Origin of the sequence: Pseudomonas sp. NCIMB 10586, assembly GCF_023127895.1 — a bacterium.
GTDB classification, from domain to species: domain Bacteria; phylum Pseudomonadota; class Gammaproteobacteria; order Pseudomonadales; family Pseudomonadaceae; genus Aquipseudomonas; species Aquipseudomonas synxantha_A.
In genome coordinates, this window is the sequence record NZ_SPKQ01000037.1 from 178,184 (window position 1) to 200,204 (window position 22,021).

The window sequence follows — 22,021 nt, forward strand, 5'->3', positions numbered from 1 at the left end:
GTTTTTACAGGTCTCTAGTTACTTCGGAACGGCCGCTTTTATGCAAAAGCGGCCTTTTTTGTGCCCGTAGAATATGTAGAGATTGTGCGGGCCTCGAAAGCGGTCATTCAAACAACAAAGATCCCGGGTCAGGCCGAGCGCGCCATGATCAACCCAGTATCACTCGCCGCCTCCAGACGAATTGCGACGAACTTCGACGTTGGCGTATGGCTGCCGTCGCCGGTGCTTTCCAACGGCACCAGTGGGTTCACTTCCGGGTAGTACGCCGCCGCCTGTCCGGCCGGAATATCAAACGCCAGCAAGGTAAAGCCCTTCACCCGGCGCTCACGGCCGTCCTCCCACAGCGACACAATGTCGGCCTTCTGCCCTGGCTTGAAGCCCAGGCGGATGATGTCGGCTTCGTTGACGAACAGCACGTCACGCTGGCCCTTGACGCCACGGTAACGGTCGTCCAGGCCGTAAATAGTGGTGTTGTACTGATCGTGGGAGCGCATCGACTGCATGATCAGGTCTGGTACCCGGCCCGTGGCGTGGGTGCGTTCGTGGATCAGGTCTTTGGGCAGGATGTTAGGGCGGAAATTGGCGCGGCCCGACGGCGTGTTCCAGCGACGTGCACCGGCCGAGTTGCCAAGGTAAAAACCACCTGGGTGCTTGATGCGTTCGTTGAAATCCTTGAAGCCCGGGATGGTGTCGGCGATCAGGTCGCGGATGCGCCCGTAGTCGGCTACCAGCCAGTTCCAGTCCACCGGTGTGCTGCCCAGGGTGGCGGCGGCAATTCCGGCCAGGATCGCGGGCTCGGATTTCATCAGCGCCGACAGCGGTTGCAGTTGGCCATTGGAGCCATGGACCATGCTGAACGAATCTTCCACCGTCACCGCTTGCGGGCCGTCGGCCTGGATGTCGATATCAGTACGGCCCAGGCACGGCAGGATCAGTGCGTCTTTACCGTGCATCAGGTGGCTGCGGTTGAGCTTGGTGCTGATTTGCACGGTGAGGTCGCAATTGCGCAGGGCTTCGAAGGTACGCGGGCTGTCTGGCGTGGCTTGGGCGAAGTTGCCGCCCAGGCCGATAAACACCTTGGAGCGGCCTTCGAGCATGGCGTGAATCGCTTCCACCACGTTGTGACCATTGTCTCGCGGCACCTGAAACTGGAAACGACGCTCCAGCGCGTCAAGGAACGCCACCGGTGGGCGCTCGTTGATGCCCATGGTTCGATCGCCCTGCACGTTGCTGTGACCGCGCACGGGGCACAGGCCGGCACCAGGGCGGCCGATATTGCCACGCAGTAGCATCAGGTTGGCGATTTCCTGGATGGTCGGCACCGAGTGACGGTGCTGGGTAATCCCCATTGCCCAGCACATGATCACGTTCTTGCCTTTGGCGTACATGCGCGCCGCTTGCTCGATCTCGACCAGGGTCAGGCCGGATTGCTCGACGATTTCTTCCCATGAGGTGTCGTCGATCTGGCCCAGATACTCCAAAACGTTTGCGGTGTGCTCATTGAGAAAGTCATGGTCGAATACCGCTTCCTTGCCTTCGGCCAGCGCTTGGCGTTCCCACAGCAGCAGGAACTTGGCCATGCCGCGCAGAATCGCCATGTCGCCGCCCAGGGCCGGGCGGAAGTAGGCAGTGTTGGTCGGCTTGTCGCCGTTAGTGAGCATTTCGAGCGGATGTTGCGGGTGCTGGAAGCGCTCCAGGCCGCGCTCTTTCAGGGGGTTGATGCACACCACCTGGGCACCGCGCTTCACCGCTTCGCGCAACGGTTCAAGCATGCGCGGGTGGTTGGTGCCGGGGTTCTGGCCCCAGACGAAAATAGCGTCGGCATGTTCGAAGTCGTCAAAGGTCACGGTGCCTTTGCCCACGCCCACACTCTGCGCCAGGGCTACGCCGCTGGCTTCGTGGCACATGTTCGAGCAGTCCGGGAAATTGTTGGTGCCGTAGGCGCGCACAAACAGCTGATACAGGTAGGCGGCTTCGTTGCTGGCGCGACCCGAGGTGTAGAACTCGGCCATGTTCGGGCTGGGTAACGCGTTGAGGTGCTTGCCGACCAAGTCAAATGCCGCATCCCAGCTGATGGGGGTGTAGCGGTCGGTTTGTGCGTCATAGCGCATCGGCTCGGTCAGGCGGCCCTGGTATTCCAGCCAATAGTCGCTTTGCTCCAGCAATGCCGTGACGCTGTGCTTGGCGAAGAAGGCTGCATCGACGCGGCGCTTGGTGGCTTCCCAGTTGACCGCCTTGGCGCCGTTTTCGCAGAACTTGACCATGCCGCTTTCCGGCGAGTCGCCCCAGGCGCAGCCCGGGCAGTCGAAGCCGCCGTTCTGGTTGGTCTTGAGCATCATGCGCAGGTTTTTAAGCGCGTTATCGCTGGTCAGCCAGGCTTGCGCCACGCTGATCAGGGCGCCCCAGCCGCCGGCCGGGCCTTTATAAGGCTTGTAGCGCGGAGTCGGGGTTTGGTCGGCTTGGTGGTGAAGGCTCATGGCTGGTGCTCCATCGCTGGGCTGTAGACCCGTGGCGCGCTTTTCTGCGGCAGGTGGATGAGATTGAGGTTATGCCGGCGCGCCCATTGCAAGGCCAGGCCGGTGGGCGACGACAGGCTGACCAGGGTTTGGATGCCTGCACGCAAGACTTTCTGGATCAATTCAAGGCTGCAGCGGCTGGTAACAATCGCCAGGCCGCCGTCGGTCTGAATCTTTTGGCGGATCAACGCGCCGATCAATTTATCCAAGGCGTTATGCCGGCCGATGTCTTCACGGCCCAACAGCAATTCGCCTTGATCGTTCATAAACACCGCTGCGTGCACTGCACCGCTGTACTGGCCCAACGGTTGGAACGCACTGATGCGCTGGCGCAGGCCGTCGAGCCATTGCGCTGGCGGCAAGGGCGCGCCGGGCAGCACTTGAAGGTCGGGCAGGGCCTGCTCAACCGCTTCTACACCGCACAGGCCGCAGCCGCTGGTGCCCGCTAATTGGCGGCGCTGCTGCTTGAGACTCCAGAAGGCGCGGCTGGAAATCTGTACCTGAGCATACTGAGCGGAGCCCGCGCCGCTGATTTTGAGATCATAAATATCGCTAACGTCGGCAATAATGCCGCTGCCGAGGCTGAAGCCGACGATAAAATCCTCAAGATCAGTCGGTGTGACCAACATGACAGCCTGACTGATATCGTTATAGGCAATGGCCAACGCCACCTCTTCGGCCAACGCAGTGCTGCCGACTTCAGTGTGTTCAAGATTGCAGTATTGGTAGCTCTGGCTGGCGGCGGGCGCGGGCGTTTCAAGGGCGGGCGCCGCGCAGGTTGGGCGCTTGGCGTTCATGGGGCAGTACCACCGACGGATTGATCAGTGTTCAGACTAGGCGCGACAAAGGGTCGCGTCTAATTGCCAGTATTGATGTATTGATAGATGGCGTCGATCAAGGTTCCCGCCCATTTCGCCGGGGGCTTATTCCAGGGACGGCGGATCTGGATACTTTTGAGTCTTTAGCCGGTTTGGAACCCAAGTCTGCTGGACTGGTCTAGTCTTGGGCATCTGGAAATTAAATCCCAAGGAGAGCGCACCATGAGTATTTTTAGCTTTATCAAAGAAGCCGGCGAAAAGATTGTCGACCTGTTGACGCCGGGTAATGCGAACGCCAGTGAGCAGCTGAAGGAACATGTGAGCAAGGTGGGCCTGGGTAATCCAAACGTGCAGACCACGGTGGACGGCGACAAGGTCACTGTGACTGGTGAAGTGGCGAGCCAGGAAGAGAAAGAAAAGATCCTTTTGGCACTGGGCAACATTGCCGGCGTGGCAAGCGTAGATGACCAGATCACTGTCACCGGCCCTGCAGTTGCCGCGGCTCGCTTCGTCGTGGTGAAAAAGGGCGACACACTCAGCGCGATTTCTCTCGCGGTGTACGGTAACGCCAACCAGTACAACAAGATTTTCGAGGCTAACAAGCCGCTGCTGTCGCACCCGGACAAAATCTATCCAGGCCAGACACTGCGTATCCCTGAGTAATACGCAGGACAAAATGTGGGAGGGGGCTTGCTCCCGATGGCGGTGGTTCAGTCACCTGATACTTGGCTGATACACCGCTATCGGGAGCAAGCCCCCTCCCACATGGGTTTAGAGCCCGACAATGAGATCTCGGTAATCCCCGACAGCCGCGAATTCTGCGGTGTCCTTCGGGCCTTTCTTGCTATCGGGCTCTTTGACTGCCAGCAAATGCCCCACGCCGAAATCCCGGGCACTGCGCAGGATCGGCAAGGTGTCGTCGATAAACAGACTACGGGCCGGGTCAAAGTGGATATCGGCTTGCAACGCTTCCCAGAACTGTGGGTTTTCCTTGGGAAAACCGTAGTCATGGGAGCTGATCAATCGCTCGAAATACGGCGCCAGTTCAATGCGTTCCAACTTCAATGACAGCGAATCACGATGAGCGTTGGTGATCATGATCACGCGCTTGCCGGCCTGTTTGATCGCCTTCAGAAAAGTATCGGCATCCGGGCGCAGGGCGATCAGGTGGGCGGTTTCCAACTTGAGTTCGCGCACCGGGATCGCCAGTTCAGTGCTCCAGAAATCCAGGCAATACCATTGCAACTGTCCGGCGTTACGCTCAAACAACGGCTGCAACTCCATTTCGGCCATGGCCCGGCTCACGCCGTGCAGTTCGGCGTATCGGTGGGGCAGATGTTCCATCCAGAAATGGTTGTCGTAATGCAGGTCGAGCAGGGTGCCGTCCATGTCCAGCAGGACGGTGTCGATGGCGTGCCAGGGCAAAGAGGGCATGGTGCGTTCTCATGTAAGTAAAGATATCCGACACAGACAATCGGAAAAGCCACGGTATAGTAACCCGATCACGCCAAGGAGCCGCTTATGCGCCAGAAACCCACCGTCCTCGCCCGCGAAATAGTCGCCAGTAGCCGTTTGTTCCGCGTGGAGGAAGTGCAGTTGCGCTTTTCCAATGGCGTTGAACGGACCTACGAGCGCCTGGTGGGGCGCGGCGCGGGCTACGGCGCGGTGATGATTGTGGCGATGATCGACGAGGATCATGCATTGCTGGTCGAAGAATACTGCGGTGGCACTGACGAATATGAATTGTCCTTGCCCAAAGGTTTGATCGAGCCCGGCGAGGACGTGCTGGCGGCGGCGGACCGCGAGCTCAAGGAAGAAGCTGGCTATGGCGCACGGCAGTTGGAGCACATCACCGAGCTGTCGTTATCGCCGGGCTATATGAGCCAGAAAATTCAGGTAGTACTGGCCACCGACCTTTACGAAGAGCGCCTGGAGGGCGATGAGCCTGAGCCGATGCGCGTGGACAGGGTCAACCTGCGGGAGCTTTCTGCGCTTGCGCAAAACGAGCAATTCAGCGAGGGCCGAGCGCTTGCCGCGCTGTACCTGGTACGCGATCTGTTGACCCAGCGTGGAGCGTTCAACGCATGAGCGAACTGTTTTTAGGCCACCCGTTTATCGCCCCCGTGATTGAGCTGGCCCGCCAGGCCGGCGAAGCTATCCTGCCCTACTGGCGCGCCAATGTAGCCGTGACCTCCAAAGCGGATGATTCGCCGGTGACGGCTGCCGATCTGGCCGCTCACCATCTGATTCTCGCGGGCCTGACCGCGCTCGATCCGAGTATTCCGGTACTCTCCGAAGAAGACGCCGATATCGATCTGAGCGTGCGTGCCCAGTGGCAGCGCTGGTGGCTGGTGGACCCATTGGATGGCACCAAGGAATTCATTTCCGGCAGCGAAGAATTCACTGTCAATATTGCCTTGATCGAACAGGGCCGCGTGGTGTTCGGCGTAGTGTCGATGCCGACCACTGGCCGTTGCTACTTCGGTGGCGCGGGCCTTGGGGCATGGCGTTCAGATGTGAAGGCCGCACCCAAGCAGATCCAGGTACGCCAGACCCCGGCCGTGGGCGAAGCCTTTACTGTGGTCGCCAGTCGTCGGCATACCAGCCCTGAGCAGGAACGCCTGCTGGATGGCTTGAGCGAAGGTTTGGGCGCGCTGAAGCTGGCGAATATCGGCAGCTCGTTGAAGTTTTGCCTGCTGGCCGAAGGCAGTGCTGACTGCTATCCGCGCCTGGCACCGACCTCACAGTGGGATACCGCTGCGGCACAGGGCGTACTGGAAGGCGCGGGAGGTGAAGTGTTGGAGTTGAATGGTCAGCCGTTCAGCTACCCGGCGCGGGAATCGCTATTGAACCCGTTCTTTCTGGCGCTGCCAGCCAAGGCCGCATGGCGTGAGCGCCTGTTGACCCTGGCCAGATCTTAAGATCACTGCAGAGCAAAATGTGGGAGCATCGCTTGCCCGCGATGACGGAGTGTCAGTCATACAGGTATTGGCTGATCCACCGCTATCGCAGGCAAGCCAGCTCCCACTTTTATTTTATGTAATGGCTGCTAGCGGTGCAGGACGTACTGGCCGGTAAAGGCCACTGCACGCTCCTCACTGCCTTCATTCACAATCCATGTCTCCAGCGCCAACCGCGCCCGTCCATAACGCTTGTACGTCGCCAGGAAACGCTTCCACACTTTTTCTTCCGGCGCCGCGCAAATGGCCGTTGCATCCTGCGTCACCGGCAGCGGATAGCTGATCTGCCCTTCCTGAATCACGATATGACCGTCTTCTATCCCCGCTTCGCGCAGCTTCAGGTGCAGCCAACCCCAGCCTGCCAGTACGGCGCCACAGTAGAGGCTGCCACCGAACATGGTGCTTTTGTGGTTGATATTGGCTTGCAAGGGCAGGTGCAGCTGCAGTTGGTCGTGTCGCCAGTCGAGCACCTTGAGACCCATCTCCCGGGTGAGGGGAATGTCGTGGTGAAGGACGGCTTCCAGGTAACGGCTGTCGCGGCTCATAGCGGTCTCTTGGTGGTAGGCGGGTTCATTCGTCGTCGGCGCTGTGGCTGGTGCTGTCGGCGAAGTTCAGACCGTGTTTGCGTAACTTGTCGTGCAAGGTCTTGCGCGGCACGCCCAACGCTTCGGCGAGGCTGCGCACGGAGCTGTGAGGGCGGGTGAGTTCGGCGGCGATCAAGCTTTTTTCGAACTGCTCGACTTGCTCGCTCAAGCCGCCGGGCGTGGACGTCAGCACGCCCGCGGCGGGATTGTCCTGGGCGCTATCGAGCGCCAACTCCAGGCCCAGGGCGAAACGCTCAGCGGCGTTTTGCAGTTCCCGCACATTGCCCGGCCAGCTGTGGCGCAATAACAGCGCGCGTTGGCCCGGTTGCAGCTCATGCAGGGGCAGGCCGTGGCGGCTGCTGGCCTCGTCGGCGAAGTGCTGGAACAGCATCAATGCATCTTCACCACGCTCGCGCAGAGGCGGGATGCGTAGCGGTGCGACGTTGAGGCGGTAATACAAGTCGGCACGGAAACGGCCCTGGTCGGCGGCTTGGCGCAGGTCTTCCTTGGTGGCGGCGATAATGCGGATATCCAGCGGAATCAGCTGATTGCCGCCCAAGCGCTCCACCACGCGCTCCTGCAACAGGCGCAGCAACTTGACCTGCACATCCAGGCTCATGCTTTCGATTTCATCGAGAAACAGCGTGCCGCCATTGGCGAACTCGAACTTGCCGATGCGGCGTTTCTGCGCGCCGGTGAACGCCCCCGGCTCATGGCCGAACAGTTCGCTTTCTACCACCGATTCGGCCAGCGCCCCGGCGTTGATCGCCACAAATGGGCCACTGCGGCGGCTTGAAAGGTCATGCAGGGCGCGGGCGACGACTTCTTTGCCAGCACCGGTTTCGCCCAGGATCAGCACATCGGCCTTGGTCGCGGCCAAGGCGCCAATCTGCTCGCGCAGGCGCAACATTTGCGGGGAGTGCCCCACCAGGCGCGTGCTCAGTTGCTGACGATCGCTGAGGGCCAGGCGCAGGCTGCGGTTGTCCAGCACCAGGCGACGCAAGGCCAGGGCGCGGCGCACGCTGTCGAGCAGTGCGTCGCTGGCGAAGGGTTTTTCGAGGAAGTCATACGCGCCGGCACGCATGGCCTGCACCGCCAACGGTACGTCGCCGTGGCCGGTGATCAGCAGCACCGGCAGGTCCGGGTCCTGGCCATGCAGTTCGGCCAGCAGCTCCAGGCCGTCCATGCCGGGCATACGGATGTCGCTGACCACCACTCCAGGCCAGTCGCGGGACAGGCGTGCGGTGAGGCCGGTGGCTTCGCCCAGGGGCAGGACTTTGAGTCCGGCCAGGTCCAGGGTTTGGCACAGGGCTTGACGCAGGTGTGGATCGTCGTCGATCAACACCACCTGAATCTGGTTGTCGATGCTCATACACTGCGGTCCTCGGACGGTTGCAGACTGACGCCCGGCGAGCCGGCACGCAATTTCAAGGTTAACAGCGCGCCGCCTTCCTTGTGGTTGGCGAACAGCAGTTCGCCACCAAAGGCGCGCATCAGGGTGTCGCAGATTGCCAGGCCCAAGCCCAGGCCCTGGGTGCGCGTCTTGGTGGTGTAGAACGGCTCGCTGGCGCGGCCCAGGGCTTCCATGCAAAAGCCTGGGCCGTTGTCGCGAATGTACAGGTTGACGCCCTGGGGCGTGGTTTCGGCACTCAGCCAGAGTTTGCGCGGCGGGCCTTTTTCAGTGAGGGCGTCCAGGGCGTTGGCCAGCAAGTTACCCAGTACCTGGCGCAGGCGGGTTTCACCGGCCTGCACCCATAGGGTTGCTTCCGGCAGGTCGCGGATCAATTCCACTTCCATCGAGCGCCGCCGCTTGGCCAGCAACGCCAGGGCGTCGTCCAGGGCCGGTTGCAAGGCTACGCTCTCCGGCGCGTGACGATCACGGCGAGCGAATGCACGCAAATGGGCGATGATCGAGGCCATGCGCCCGGTCAGCTCGCTGATCAGTTTGAGGTTGCCGCGGGCATCGCTGGTGCGCTCATGGTCGAGGAGGATTTCGGCGTTTTCTGCATAGCTGCGAATCGCCGCCAACGGTTGGTTCAGCTCATGGCTGATACTCGCCGACATGGTGCCCAGGGCCGAGAGTTTACCGGCCTGGACCAGGTCGTCCTGGGCGCGCACCAGTTCCTGCTGGGCGTGTTCGCGCTCCAGCACTTCCTGTTTCAGGCGCCGGTTCAGGCCCTCCAGGTCGCTGGTACGCTCGGCCACGCGCATTTCCAGCTCACGGCGGGCCTTGGCTTCGAAGGCGATGCGTTCCAGGTAGTGCCGACGGCGCTGCATCAACAATCCCAGCAACAGCATCAGCACCAACAACGTGGCACCGCCCACGGCGACAACCGTGCGCACCGGACGGTTGATCAGCGAGCGTGGCGCCAGGATTTCCACATTCCAGCCGGTTTCGGCGATGGCGGTGGATTGGCGCAGCCAGGCGCTGCTGCTCAGGCTCAGCGGCTGCGGGTCACGGGTGGGGTAGGGCTGTATGGCGATGATGGCCTGGCGCTCTTCGGCGGTCAGTGGCCGCGTGGCGCGGAAACGCCATTGCGGGCGCGAGGTGAGGATCACCACGCCGTTGTGGTCGGTGACCAGCAGTTGTTCCGGGGTATTGCCCCACAGGCTTTCGGTGTGATCAAGGTCGACCTTGACCACCAGCACGCCGATGATGGTGTCGCCGTCACGCACCGCGGCGGCGAAGAAGTAGCCGCGCTTGGCTGAGGTGGTGCCCAGGCCGAAAAACCGACCCAGGCGCCCGGCCATGGCTTCGCTGAAATAGGGGCGAAAGGAGAAATTGCGCCCGACGAAGCTGTCTTGTTTGTCCCAGTTGGAAGCGGCAAGGGTCTTGCCGGTGGTGTCCATCAGGTACATCACTTCCACGCCCGCCTGGGCGGCGACATCCTTGAGCAGCAGGTTGGCATTGGCCAGGTTGGTACTGACGTGAGGTGCGTCCAGGGCGATGCGCAGGGCCGGCAAATCGCCGAGGATTTGCGGCAACACTTCATAGCGGTGCAGGGTGCCCAACAGGTTGGCGACATACAGGTCGAGAGTCTGGCGGTTTTGCCCGGCCAATTCGCTGCGGTAGTAGCGCTCGGCCAAATGCTCCAGCGGCCACAGCAGCGGTGCCAAGCACAATGCCAGCAGGGCGAGGCTGCGCCAGCGGGGTCTTCGCGGAAGGGGTGGAGTCATGGGGAGTGTGCGCCTGTGGGTACAGGCGCATTATGCCTAGTGCTGCTTGGCAAGACACTCGTGCAATGCATCTTGCCAATGGGGCTGGCTGACGTGCCATTGCTGTTGCAGACGCGAGCAATCCAGGCGCGAGTTCAGCGGGCGCTTGGCGGGGGTGGGGTAGGCACTGGAAGGGATCGGCTCCAGTTCGGCGCAGGCTTTGCCTTCGATCCGCAATTGCTCGCCAATGGCTTGGGCAAAGCCGAACCACGAGGTCTCACCTTGTGCGGTGAGGTGGTAAACCCCCCAGTCCCCGGCCTTGCCAGCCTGCCACTGCTGAATCAGCGCGCGGGTGCTGCTGGCGATGGTCCCGGCCCAGGTCGGCGCACCGATCTGGTCGGCGACGATGCGCATCTGCGGTTTTTCCTGCAGCAGGCGCTGCATGGTCAGCAGGAAATTCTTGCCATGGCTCGAATACACCCAACTGGTGCGCAAGATCAGGTGTTCGCCACCCACGGCAGCAATCGCCTGTTCACCCGCCAGTTTGCTCTGACCATAGACACCCAATGGGTTCGGCGTGTCGCTTTCGATGTAAGGGGCAGGTTTGCTGCCATCGAACACGTAGTCGGTCGAGTAATGAATCAGCGGGATGCCCAGTGCCTTGGCTTCCTCGGCGAGGATGCCGGGGGCGATGGCGTTGATCGCAAAGGCTGCGTCCGGTTCGCTCTCGGCCAGATCGACGGCCGTGTGGGCTGCCGCGTTGATGATCAGGCCAGGGCGGTGGGCGCGTACCTGTTGGCGGATGAGGTCAGCGTCGGCCAGGTCAAGCTGGTCGCGGCCCAGGATGACGAGTTCGCCAAGACCCTGGAGCCGCTGTTGCAGCTCCAGGGAGACTTGGCCGTGTTGGCCGGTGATTAATATTTTCATGGGAACAGGTCGGCTTCCATCAGCAGTTTTCCGACCTGGTCTTTGGCAGACAATTGCGGCGGCTCGACCAGCTCCCAGTCGATAGCCAGCGTTGGGTCATTCCAGAGAATGCTGCGCTCGGCGCTTGGCTGGTAGTAATCGGTGGTTTTGTACAGGAACTCTGCGTGGTCGCTCAACACCACGAAACCATGCGCAAAACCTTCCGGCACCCACAATTGACGATGGTTCTGTGCCGACAGGCGTACACCCACCCAGTGTCCGAAGTTTGGGGAGCTGCGACGGATGTCGACGGCTACATCCAGCACTTCGCCGTGAGTGACACGCACCAGCTTGCCTTGAGTGTGCTCAAGCTGATAGTGCAAGCCCCGCAGTACGCCTTTTTGCGAGCGCGAGTGGTTATCCTGCACAAAATCACGCTTGAGCCCGGTAGCTGCTTCAAAAGCGCGGGCGTTGAAGCTTTCGTAGAAGAAACCGCGCTCGTCACCGAATACCTTTGGCTCAAGGATCAGCACGCCAGGTAGTGTGGTTTCAACTATGTTCACTGGGTCTCTCCGGCGAGGGAATACAGGTACTGGCCATAGCCGGTCTTGCCGAAGTATTTGGCGCGTTCCAGCAGATAGTCGCGGTCGATCCAGCCGTTTTCGTAGGCGATCTCTTCCAGGCAAGCCACTTTCAAGCCCTGGCGGTGCTCGATGGTCTGCACGTAAGTCGAGGCCTCCAGCAGGCTGTCATGGGTGCCGGTGTCGAGCCAGGCAAAGCCGCGACCGAAGCGTTCTACATGCAGGTCGCCGCGCTGAAGATAGGCGTTGTTGACGTCGGTGATTTCCAACTCGCCGCGCGGCGAAGGCTTGACGGCCTTGGCGATCTTGATCACGTCGTTATCGTAGAAATACAGGCCGGTGACGGCATAGGGTGACTTGGGCTTCGCCGGTTTTTCTTCGATGGACAGGGCGCGGCCCTCTTTGTCGAAATCAATCACACCGAAGCGCTCCGGGTCTTTTACCCAGTAGCCGAATACCGTAGCGCCCGATGAACGCTCGGCTGCAGTGCGTAATTGATCACTAAAATGTTGGCCGTGGAAGATGTTGTCCCCCAGAATCAGGCACACGGCGTCATCACCGATGAACTCTTCGCCAATGATAAATGCTTGAGCCAACCCGTCTGGAGACGGCTGTTCGGCATAGGTGAAATGCACGCCAAACTGGCTGCCATCTCCCAGCAGGTTTCGGTACTGTGGCAAGTCTACCGGCGTGGAGATCACCAGGATGTCCTTGATCCCGGCAAGCATCAGCACGGATATCGGGTAGTAGATCATGGGTTTGTCGTACACCGGCAACAGCTGTTTGGACACTCCCAGAGTAATGGGGTGCAAGCGGGTGCCGGAGCCGCCAGCCAATACGATGCCCTTCATCATGCGATTAGATCCTTCAAGTCGGTGTTGCCCAATCGTTCGCCCTGATAACTACCGTCCTGGACCCTGCGGCACCATTCCAGGTTATCGAGGTACCACTGTACGGTTTTGCGCAGGCCGGTCTCAAAGGTTTCTTCCGGGACCCAGCCCAGTTCGCGTTCGATCTTGCTGGCGTCGATGGCGTAGCGCTGGTCGTGGCCAGGGCGATCCTTGACGAAGGTGATCAGGTCAGTGAATTTTTCCACGCCGGCGGGGCGCTGCGGCGCCAGCTCTTCCAGCAGGCCGCAAATGCCACGAACCACGTCGATGTTCTTCTGCTCGTTATGACCGCCGATGTTGTAGGTCTCGCCCACAACGCCAGTGGTCACTACTTTGAGCAGTGCACGGGCATGATCCTCGACGAACAGCCAGTCACGTACCTGCAAACCATCGCCGTAGACAGGCAGTGGCTTGCCCGCCAAGGCGTTGAGAATAACCAGCGGGATCAATTTTTCGGGGAAGTGGAATGGCCCGTAGTTGTTCGAGCAATTGGTCAGCAGTATCGGCAGGCCGTATGTACGCTGCCAGGCGCGTACCAGGTGGTCGGATGCCGCCTTGCTCGCGGAGTAGGGAGAGCTGGGCGCGTAAGGCGTGGTTTCGGTGAAGAGGTCGTCTACGCCGTGCAGGTCGCCATACACTTCGTCAGTGGAAATGTGGTGGAAGCGGAACGCGCTTTTGGCCGGTTCTGCCAGCTTCTGCCAGTAAGCCCGTGTGGCTTCCAGCAGGCTGTAGGTGCCGACGATGTTGGTCTGGATAAAATCCGACGGACCGTCAATGGAGCGGTCAACGTGGGATTCGGCCGCCAAGTGCATGATCGCATCAGGTTCAAAGCGTGCGAGTACGGTGCTGACGGCGGCCTGGTCGATGATATCGGCCTGGACAAACTCATAGCGGCTGTTGGACGCGATGCTGGTCAGCGATTCAAGGTTGCCGGCATAGGTGAGCTTGTCCAGATTGAGCACTTCATGTTCGGTATCTTGAATCAAATAGCGGATCAGGGCTGAGCCGATAAAGCCAGCGCCGCCAGTAACGAGAATGCGCATATCGGAGGGCCCTTTCCTTAGATGGACATTAAGCGAATGAAGCATAGCTTGAGTTGTGTGGGCCGGGTGGTGCAAGTCCGGCGTTTACTGGGGGTTGCCTTGTGACCCGGAACAATGGCGATATAGACGTCTGAAAAAACAAAGGTCGTCACAATGTCGTTAGCCACATTGACCCACCGCGCCAGTTTACCTTGCCCACAAGTAAGCCCCGACCAGGCGGCCAGCCTACTCGAGCGGCATTATGGGATGAGCGGTGTGCTGCAAGCGTTGGGCAGTCAACAAGACCTCAACTACAAGATTGACAACGCCCAGGGCCGTTTTGTTCTCAAAATCTGTCGCGGTGACTACGCCGCCGTTGAACTCGAGGCCCAACACGCGGCCCTCAATAGTCTGCAAGCACATGTCCATCTGCGCGTGCCCAAGGTGATTCAAGCGTTGGATGGTAATGAGCTGCTGACGGTAAGCGTCGACGGGCACACCCTGCACCTGCGGCTACTGGAGTACATCGACGGCCAGCCCCTCACGCATTTACCGCACCTGGGCCGCGATGTGATCGCAGGCTTCGGTGAGCTGTGCGCACAGATGAGCCTCGCGCTGCAAGGTTTCGAGCATCCGGGCCTTGCGCGCACCCTGCAATGGGATCCGCGCCATGCGCAGGCGTTGATCACTCATCTGCTGGCAACCTTGCCTGACCTGCCGCAACGCGCCGTATTGGAGCACGTAGCCACGCAGGTCGAGGCGTATGTCCAACCGTTGGCACCACGCCTGCCGTGGCAAGCGGTACATCTGGACATCACCGATGACAATGTGGTGTGCCAGCGTGATGCTCAGCGGCGCTGGCGTATCCACGGCGTGATTGATTTCGGCGATCTGGTGCACACCTGGCGGATTGCTGACCTGTCGGTAACCTGCGCGTCCCTGTTGCACCACACCCACGGTGACCCGTTTGCGATTCTGCCGGCAATCCAGGCCTGTCACGCGGTGATGCCGTTACAGCGCGAAGAATTGGAAGTGTTGTGGCCGCTGATCGTCGCACGCGCGGCGGTGCTGGTGCTCAGCAGTGAACAGCAGCAACGCCTGGACCCGGATAACACGTATTTAAAGAAAAACGCTGAGCACGAGTGGGAAATTTTCCATGTTGCGACGGCGGTGCCGTTTGCGCTGATGCAAGCGGCGATTCTCACTGGCGTTGGCGAGACGTTGCCACCGGTTGCCAGCCATGACTTTGCACCCTTGTTGCCGGGCCTGGTGGGCCGCGAGTTCGCGCTGATCGACCTGGGCGTACTCAGCCCGCATTGGGAGGCCGGTAATTGGGAAACCCCGGGAATAGATCGGCGGTTGCTGGCTGAAGCAGCGGCAGTACATGGGCTGGCGGCCAGCCGGTATGGGCAATACCGCTTGTCGCGTACCTGTGCCGACAGCGCGGTAGAGCCGCAGACCTTGCCCCTCCATGTCGAACTGCACCTGCCCCACGGCAGCGTGCTGCAAGCCCCCTTTGCAGGCACGCTGCGTGAAGGCGCCGATGGCTTGCTGTGCTTGCACGACCCTAGGCTGAGCCTGCGTGTGTGGGGCTTAAAAACGTCACTCACGCCTGGAGCGTTGGTGGTGAAAGGGCAAGTAATGGGGGAGGTTCACGCGCCGTTGACTGTGCAGTTATGCAGCGCCGACCTTGAACCGCCACTGTTCTGCACGCCCTCCCGAGCCTCGGCCTGGCAGGCGTTGTGCCCGTCACCGGCGGCGCTGTTGGGGCTGGCCTGCGATGCCGAGCCGGAACTGGACCCGCAGGCTCTGCTGGCCCGGCGTGATGCCAGCTTCGCCCGCTCCCAGAAGCATTACTACGTGGACCCGCCACGTATCGAGCGGGGCTGGCGCAACCACCTGATCGACATGCAGGGCCGATCCTACCTGGACATGCTCAACAACGTAGCCGTGCTGGGCCATGGTCACCCGCGCATGGCCGCGGTGGCAGCGCGGCAGTGGTCGCTGCTCAACACCAACTCGCGGTTTCACTATGCTGCGATTGCCGAGTTTTCCGAACGGTTGCTGGCGCTGGCGCCCAAGGGCATGGACCGCGTGTTCCTGGTCAACAGCGGCACCGAAGCCAATGACCTGGCGATTCGCCTGACCTGGGCCTACAGCGGTGGGCGCGACATGCTCAGCGTGCTGGAGGCGTACCACGGTTGGTCAGTGGCGGCAGACGCCGTGTCCACATCAATTGCCGATAACCCCCAGGCATTGAGCAGCCGCCCGGACTGGGTGCACCCGGTGACAGCACCCAATACCTACCGCGGCGAATTCCGCGGGCCGGACAGCGCACCGGACTACGTGCGAAGCGTGGAACACAACCTGGCGAAAATTGCCGCAAGCCAGCGCCAATTGGCCGGATTTATCTGTGAGCCGGTATACGGCAATGCCGGGGGCATCTCTCTGCCGCCGGGTTATTTACAGCAGGTTTATGGCTTGGTCCGTGCCCAGGGGGGCGTGTGCATCGCCGATGAGGTGCAGGTAGGTTACGGCCGCATGGGCCACTTCTTCTGGGGCTTTGAAGAGCAGGGCGTGGTGCCCGACATCATCACCATGGCCAAAGGCATGGGCAACGGCCAGCCTTTGGGGGCGGTGATCACCCGTCGAGAAATTGCCGAGGCGCTGGAGACCGAAGGGTATTTCTTCTCGTCATCGGGGGGCAGCCCGGTCAGTTGTCAAATCGGCATGGCGGTGCTGGACGTGATGGAAGAAGAGAAACTCTGGGAAAACGCCCAGGTGGTTGGCGGGCATTTCAAGGCTCGGCTGCAAGCCCTGATCGACCGCCATCCGCTGGTCGGAGCGGTACACGGTTCGGGCTTCTATCTGGGCCTGGAACTGGTGCGTGACCGACACACCCTGGAACCAGCGACGCAAGAGACGGCGCTGTTATGTGATCGTCTTCGGGAATTGGGGATTTTCATGCAGCCTACGGGTGACTACCTGAATATTCTCAAGATCAAACCGCCGATGGTGACCACCCGGCAAAGCGTGGACTTCTTTGTCGACATGTTGTCGAAAGTACTGGATGAGCAGCTGTGATAGATCGATTGTTATCGGCTATTTTGTGTAATATTCGGGATCTATAATCGTTAAACGCTTCCAAAGCCGATTTTTATCCATATCAAGTCGGTCTTCACCCCATTCGGAGTTTTGAACGCCATGACCACCCTGCACAGCACACCTCGCGCCGACGGCTTCCATATGCCTGCCGAATGGGCGCCACAGACCCAAACCTGGATGATCTGGCCCGAGCGCCCCGACAACTGGCGTCTGGGCGGCAAGCCTGCGCAGGCCGCCCACGTGGCTGTGGCCAAGGCCATCGCCCGCTTTGAGCCCGTGACCGTTGCGGTTTCCGCCGGCCAGTACGAGAACGCCCGTGCACGCCTGGATGTACCCAATATTCGCTTGGTGGAAATGTCTTCCGACGATGCCTGGGTCCGCGATACGGGCCCCACGTTCGTGATCAACGACAGCGGCGAAGTGCGGGGTGTGAATTGGGATTTCAATGCCTGGGGTGGTTTTGACGGCGGCCTGTATGCACCGTGGAACCGTGACTCCCAGGTAGGCGGCAAGATCCTCGAGATCGAGCGCGCGCCGCGCTATCGCACCCAAGGCTTCGTGCTTGAAGGGGGTTCGATCCATGTGGATGGCGAAGGCACCCTGATCACCACCGAAGAGTGCCTGTTGAACCGCAATCGCAACCCGCACCTGGATCGTGCGGCCATTGAAGCTGTACTGGCTGATCACCTCGCGGTGGATAAGATCATCTGGTTGCCGGATGGCCTGTTCAACGATGAAACCGATGGCCATGTGGATAACTTCTGCTGCTATGTGCGCCCGGGCGAAGTGTTGCTGGCCTGGACCGATGACCCGCAAGATCCGAACTACCCACGCTGCCACGCAGCCATGGATGTGCTGCAAAACAGCACCGACGCCAAGGGGCGCGCGTTCATCGTGCATAAAATGCCAATCCCGGGACCGCTGTATGCCACCGAGGAAGAATGCGCCGGTGTCGACCCGGTGGACGGCAGCCAGGAACGTAACCCGAGCGTGCGGTTGGCCGGGTCCTACGTCAACTTCCTGATCGTCAACGGCGGCATCATCGCGCCGAGTTTCGATGACCCGCTGGACCACCAGGCCAAACAAATCCTGCAGAGCCTGTTCCCGCAGCACGAAGTGGTGATGGTGCCGGGCCGCGAACTGTTACTGGGGGGAGGCAATATTCATTGCCTGACCCAACAGCAGCCCGCACCGCACAGAAATTGAGTGCAGTTGTAACGGTGCTTTGAGGGCGCGTGTGCGCTGCGCAACCGCAGTGTTCCAGCCAAGCCCGCGACCCAGCCAGGTCGCGGGCTTTTTTGTATCTGAATGCCAAGGCGGACGGCACATTGGCATAGCTCTTGTATCGCTGTCGGCACAGTGAATCTGTGCGATGACTGCGCAGTTCTGTCACAAACCTTGAGTAAGTTAGCCGCTCACGCAGCAGGAGAGAGCGCTGAAATGAATGCCGATATCGACCTGATGAACATGCGCACGTTTCACCCCTTGCGAGTCAACGGCGATGCGATCCATGCGTTGGCGCTGTGGTTGAAGGCAAACCGCTCGCGCCAGGTCAGGCAGGTGCCTGACTTGCGCAGGGTGATGAGAGAACGCTACCCGGTGGGGTTGTTCACGGAGGATGAAGTGCAGGCGTTATGCGAGTTGATGAGTAAGTGAAGGCACACTGCAGTCAGTGTGCCAGATGAAATATTAGAAACTGTAGGTACCGGTGACCACCAGGCTACGCGGCTCCCCTGGTTGAATCTGCGCCGCACTGGTCGCCGAGGCGTAGTAATTTTTGTCGGCAATATTGTTCAGCGCCGCTCTCACGTCCCACTCTTTCTGACGGAACCCGGCCAGCGCGTCCCAGCGCCCGTATCCCGGCAGTACCACGGTGTTGAGGTTGTCGGCGTAGCGATCACCCACCAGGGTCAAACCGGTTTCGGCGTACCAGCCCATTTCCGGTTTCCAGGTGATGAACACGCTGGCATTGCGCTTGGCCACGTCGCTGATACGTTTGCCTTCAAAGCCGTTGTTGTCCTTCTCCACCTTGGCGTCCTGCAGGCCTACACCACCGCGTACGTACCAGTTGTCGATGATCTTGCCGGTAGCCGTCAGCTCCACGCCGCGTGAGCGTTGCTCGCCGGTGAGCAGGGTAATGGTGCGGTCCAGCGGGTCGCTGGTGCGGCGGTTGTAGAGTTCCAGCTCGTACACAGCGAGGGTGGTGCTCAGGCGGTCGTCGAACCAGTCGCTCTTCACGCCGATTTCCTTCTGCTTGGTCAGCTCCGGGCTAAGGTCGTTGACGTTCCCGGCGGCGTTCGGCGTGATACCGATCAGGCCGCCGCCCGCTGGCGAGAAGGTTTTGCTCCACGAGGCATAGAACGAATGATGCTCCAGCGGCGTCCACACCAGGCCGACGCGCGGGCTGGTGCTGTGGCTCTTCACGTTCTCTTGGGTGTTGAGCACCTTGCTGGTGGTGTCCACTTCAAAGCGGTCATAACGCAGCCCGCCCAATAGTTGCCACTGGTCGTTCAGGCGCAGTTGATCCTGCACGTACAGCGCGCTGCTTTCGACTTCAGTGTGGTTGTAACTCGACAGTCGCATGCTCCCGGTGTGGCTCAGGCGGCGATTGGGTTGGTTGAGGTCCAGGCTGGGTACCGTTTTGGCATCCCGAGCCGAGTACAGCTTCGGATCGCGGCGCTGGCTGCCCAGCTCGATACCGGTGAGCAGGCGATGCTCCAGGCCAAATGTGTCGAAACCACCCTCCAGCTCAAGGTTGTTGAAAACATTGCGGGTGGTCAGGTCTTGCTGCCAGTGTTGGCGGCTGACGCTGTTGGTTTTCGCGTCGTAGCCGGTCTGGTAGGTGTTGTCGAAATCGCTGTCGAGCTTGAACACACCGAGGGTGTGGCGCAGTTGCCAGTTGGCGTTGAGCTCGTAGGCGAGCTTGGAGCGCAGTGACTGGGATTTATCGTCGATGTAGTCGCCTTGATCGAAATAAGTGGTGCTGCGGCTCACATCCGCCGGGCGCCCGTTGACCCCGGGAATGCCACGGTCCGGCGTGCGGTTGTAGCGGCTGTATTCGTATTGCACCAGCCAGTTCAGGTCGGGGGTGAGCTGCCAGCTCATCGACGGCGCAAACAACTGGCGGTTGCCGCTGACGCCATCGCGAAAGCTGTTGTTGTCCTGGTTGCCCATGTTCAGACGCAGGCTGATGGTGTCGCTCGGGTCGGCGCTCAGGTCGGCATACAGGCTGCGCAAATCGTTGCTGCCACCTTGGGCTTCGATACTCGACTTATGACCCGGCGTGGGCAATTTGCTTACGCGGTTGACGATCCCACCCTGGCCACCTCGCCCGTACAGCACGGCGGCCGGGCCCTTGAGCACTTCGATACGCTCGATGTTGTGCAGGTCGCGCACGTACTGGCTGTCGTCGCGAATGCCGTCCAGATAGAAGTCATTGCTGGCGTCGAAACCGCGTATGCGCAGGCTGTCGAAGCGTGTGTCGGCGCCGCTGCTGACGTTGGGAATACCGCTTAACGCCTGGCCCAGGTCGTTGGTGCCGTAGGACCGCAGATTGTCGGTTTTTACCGAGTCGATCGCCTGGGGCACATAGCGTACGGAGGTCGCGGTGCGCGTGGCGGTGTTGGTCTCTTTGACCCGTGGGTCGTCTTCATCCGCTTCGGCATTGATCGAGGTCTCGGGCAATACCGTAGTCGCGCAGGCAAAACCGGCAGACAGCAGCATGGAGAGCCCAAGGGCGATGGGCGTCAGGCAAGGGGTGGGCATGGGGGTGTATCCAACAAGTTGGGCAGGAAATTTGCACGAATGGTAATGCTTTGCATTTGCGCGTGTTATCTATTCCCTGTCGTGTCGCTGGCAGATTTGTTACTTGATGTGTTATTTACCGGTGCCGTAGGTCATTCAATCGTTTTCAGCGTAGTGCTTTAGCTCGCCCCTTAGACGAATATCGCCTAAATACAGACGATTCACGAAATTGACACATAGTTCAACGCCCGCATAGGATTGCGCCCAACGCCTGTGGCTCACCGCCATGACTTACTCCAATAAAAAAGGCCCGCGGCAGTTCAGTCGTCCGCGGGCTTTCTTTTTGCGGCAAAGGTCGACACCAGAAATAGCAACATGGAGCCTGGTGTCACAGCGCGTACTCAACCCGTAATAAGGAATATAAGAATATGTTGAAGCAACGGATGAGTCTGATCGCTCTGGGGATTTTGAGCGCATCGACAGCAATGGCAAACGACCAGGAGCAATCCAAGGGGTTTGTTGAAGATAGCCACCTGAACATCGCCGCACGTAACGCCTACATCAGCCGTGACTACAAAAACGGCAAGCAGGACAAAGCTGAATGGGGCCAAGGCTTCATCGGCAAGTTCGAGTCCGGCTTCACCCAAGGCACCGTGGGTGTGGGTGTGGACGTGATTGGCCAATACGCTATCCGCCTGGACGGTGGTAAAGGCCGCAGCGGCGCTGGCGGTATCGACTTCTTCAAGCAAGGTGACAGCGGTGAAGCCGCCAACGACCTGGCCAAAGGCGGCGCGGCCGTGAAGGCGCGTATCTCCAACACCGTGATCAAATACGGTCAGCAAATGCCGGCCGTACCGGTCCTGCAGTACGATAACTCGCGCTTGCTGTCGGAAACCTATGAGGGCACCTCGATTGTTTCCAAAGAGATCGCCGGCCTGCAACTGGACGCCGGTCACTTCACCAAGGAAGCTCGCAAGAGCGCCGAGGGCAGCGACAGCGGCCGCTTGAAGAGCATCAACTACATCGGCGGTAGCTACAAATTCACCGAAAGCCTGTCGGCTGCCCTGTATGCCTCCGACATGCAAGACGTGCTGAAAAAGCAATACGTCAACGTCAACTACGTGCTGGCCCTGCCAGAGAAGCAATCGCTGACGTTTGACTTCAACGGCTACAAAACCAAGCTTGATCGCAGTTTCGCCCTGGAAAACCAAGGTGATGCGGACGCGCGCGACAACAAGATCTGGAGCCTGGGCGCGACCTGGGCCGTTGGAGCGCACAGCTTCACCATCGCTCACCAGCGCAGCACCGGCGACACTGGCTACCTGTACGGCGGCTACCGCAACGCTGGCGGCATCGGCGACGGCGGCAATACCATCTTGCTGGCCAACTCCTACTGGTCTGACTTCAACGGCAAGGACGAGCGTTCCTGGCAAGCAGGTTACGGCATCGATTTCGCCACCTTCGGCGTACCGGGCCTGACCTACAACATTGCCTACGTGCGTGGCACCAACATCGACGACGGCACAGGCCGTGGCGATGGCACCGAGCGTGAAATCTGGAACCAGTTCAAGTACGTCGTACAGAGCGGCCCAGCCAAAGACCTGAGCCTGCGTGCTCGCGCCTCGTGGCTGCGCGTTTCCAACAACGCCAGCAACTACAACGTAGGCGGTAACGAAATCCGTCTGTTCGCCGACTACCCGATCAACGTTTTCTAATTGATCGAGCGTCGTGCCTGATGC

At 60.3% G+C, this 22,021-nt stretch carries 18 protein-coding genes; 7 read left to right on the forward strand and 11 right to left on the reverse strand.

Annotation, left to right across the window (positions count from 1 at the left end; translation table 11 throughout):
- Positions 1-128 precede the first annotated feature (128 nt).
- Positions 129-2,477, reverse strand: coding sequence for an FdhF/YdeP family oxidoreductase (locus tag E4P01_RS14060; RefSeq protein ID WP_032878400.1), 2,349 nt, complete (start codon positions 2,475-2,477; stop codon positions 129-131).
- The gene (gene fdhD / locus E4P01_RS14065; protein ID WP_216090599.1) at positions 2,474-3,313 is read right to left on the reverse strand and encodes a formate dehydrogenase accessory sulfurtransferase FdhD; all 840 of its coding nucleotides are present in this window, start codon (positions 3,311-3,313) and stop codon (positions 2,474-2,476) included. Before fdhD ends, E4P01_RS14060 begins: the two co-directional genes overlap by 4 nt.
- Positions 3,314-3,556: 243 nt before the next feature.
- Between fdhD and lysM the strand changes: the two genes are divergently transcribed.
- A complete protein-coding gene (gene lysM / locus E4P01_RS14070; protein ID WP_078820043.1) occupies positions 3,557-3,997 on the forward strand; it encodes a peptidoglycan-binding protein LysM in 441 nt (146 codons plus the stop codon).
- 108 nt (positions 3,998-4,105) lie between these two features.
- On the opposite strand, the gene yrfG is transcribed toward lysM, so the two are convergent.
- Positions 4,106-4,768, reverse strand: coding sequence for a GMP/IMP nucleotidase (gene yrfG, locus E4P01_RS14075; protein ID WP_078820044.1), 663 nt, complete (start codon positions 4,766-4,768; stop codon positions 4,106-4,108).
- Between the two features lie 87 nt (positions 4,769-4,855).
- On the opposite strand from yrfG, the gene nudE reads away from it, so the two are divergent.
- Positions 4,856-5,422, forward strand: coding sequence for an ADP compounds hydrolase NudE (nudE, locus tag E4P01_RS14080; RefSeq protein ID WP_005783845.1), 567 nt, complete (start codon positions 4,856-4,858; stop codon positions 5,420-5,422).
- Positions 5,419-6,255, forward strand: a complete 837-nt coding sequence (cysQ, locus tag E4P01_RS14085) for a 3'(2'),5'-bisphosphate nucleotidase CysQ (protein WP_005783847.1) — start codon at positions 5,419-5,421, stop codon at positions 6,253-6,255. The genes nudE and cysQ overlap by 4 nt, the downstream gene beginning before the upstream one ends.
- A 128-nt stretch (positions 6,256-6,383) precedes the next feature.
- Here cysQ and E4P01_RS14090 read toward each other — a convergent pair whose 3' ends face one another.
- The 7 genes from E4P01_RS14090 to rfbB are packed head-to-tail and all read right to left on the reverse strand — an operon-like array spanning position 6,384 to position 13,454.
- Positions 6,384-6,839: a thioesterase domain-containing protein gene (locus tag E4P01_RS14090; RefSeq protein ID WP_032878395.1), complete on the reverse strand. Its 456-nt coding sequence runs from the start codon at positions 6,837-6,839 to the stop codon at positions 6,384-6,386.
- A 25-nt stretch (positions 6,840-6,864) separates the two neighbouring features.
- Positions 6,865-8,250 carry a sigma-54 dependent transcriptional regulator gene (locus E4P01_RS14095; RefSeq protein WP_032878393.1) on the reverse strand — a complete coding sequence of 462 codons (1,386 nt, stop codon included), beginning with the start codon at positions 8,248-8,250 and terminating at the stop codon, positions 6,865-6,867.
- Positions 8,247-10,055: an ATP-binding protein gene (locus E4P01_RS14100; protein WP_032878392.1), complete on the reverse strand. Its 1,809-nt coding sequence runs from the start codon at positions 10,053-10,055 to the stop codon at positions 8,247-8,249. Before E4P01_RS14100 ends, E4P01_RS14095 begins: the two co-directional genes overlap by 4 nt.
- 36 nt (positions 10,056-10,091) lie before the next feature.
- The gene (rfbD, locus tag E4P01_RS14105) at positions 10,092-10,961 is read right to left on the reverse strand and encodes a dTDP-4-dehydrorhamnose reductase (protein WP_148853126.1); all 870 of its coding nucleotides are present in this window, start codon (positions 10,959-10,961) and stop codon (positions 10,092-10,094) included.
- Positions 10,958-11,503, reverse strand: coding sequence for a dTDP-4-dehydrorhamnose 3,5-epimerase (gene rfbC / locus E4P01_RS14110; RefSeq protein ID WP_216090600.1), 546 nt, complete (start codon positions 11,501-11,503; stop codon positions 10,958-10,960). The genes rfbD and rfbC overlap by 4 nt, the downstream gene beginning before the upstream one ends.
- Positions 11,500-12,375 (reverse strand): glucose-1-phosphate thymidylyltransferase RfbA, encoded by an 876-nt coding sequence (gene rfbA, locus E4P01_RS14115; RefSeq protein ID WP_005783860.1) that lies wholly within the window; start codon positions 12,373-12,375, stop codon positions 11,500-11,502. The genes rfbC and rfbA overlap by 4 nt, the downstream gene beginning before the upstream one ends.
- Positions 12,372-13,454, reverse strand: coding sequence for a dTDP-glucose 4,6-dehydratase (gene rfbB, locus E4P01_RS14120; RefSeq protein WP_216090601.1), 1,083 nt, complete (start codon positions 13,452-13,454; stop codon positions 12,372-12,374). Before rfbB ends, rfbA begins: the two co-directional genes overlap by 4 nt.
- 153 nt (positions 13,455-13,607) lie before the next feature.
- Between rfbB and E4P01_RS14125 the strand changes: the two genes are divergently transcribed.
- The 3 genes from E4P01_RS14125 (at position 13,608) to E4P01_RS14135 (ending at position 18,194) form a co-directional block, all read left to right on the forward strand.
- On the forward strand, positions 13,608-16,517 hold the full coding sequence (locus E4P01_RS14125) for an aminotransferase (protein WP_216090602.1): 2,910 nt from the start codon (positions 13,608-13,610) through the stop codon (positions 16,515-16,517).
- A 120-nt stretch (positions 16,518-16,637) separates the two neighbouring features.
- Entirely contained in the window at positions 16,638-17,744 is a 1,107-nt protein-coding gene (aguA, locus tag E4P01_RS14130) for an agmatine deiminase (protein ID WP_005783865.1), read from the forward strand.
- A gap of 234 nt (positions 17,745-17,978) precedes the next feature.
- On the forward strand, positions 17,979-18,194 hold the full coding sequence (locus E4P01_RS14135; RefSeq protein WP_032878386.1) for a hypothetical protein: 216 nt from the start codon (positions 17,979-17,981) through the stop codon (positions 18,192-18,194).
- Positions 18,195-18,227: 33 nt separating this feature from the next.
- On the opposite strand, the gene E4P01_RS14140 is transcribed toward E4P01_RS14135, so the two are convergent.
- The gene (locus tag E4P01_RS14140) at positions 18,228-20,303 is read right to left on the reverse strand and encodes a TonB-dependent siderophore receptor (RefSeq protein WP_216090603.1); all 2,076 of its coding nucleotides are present in this window, start codon (positions 20,301-20,303) and stop codon (positions 18,228-18,230) included.
- A 407-nt stretch (positions 20,304-20,710) separates the two neighbouring features.
- On the opposite strand from E4P01_RS14140, the gene E4P01_RS14145 reads away from it, so the two are divergent.
- Positions 20,711-21,997, forward strand: a complete 1,287-nt coding sequence (locus E4P01_RS14145) for an OprD family porin (protein ID WP_148853114.1) — start codon at positions 20,711-20,713, stop codon at positions 21,995-21,997.
- The last annotated feature ends 24 nt before the right edge of the window (positions 21,998-22,021 follow it).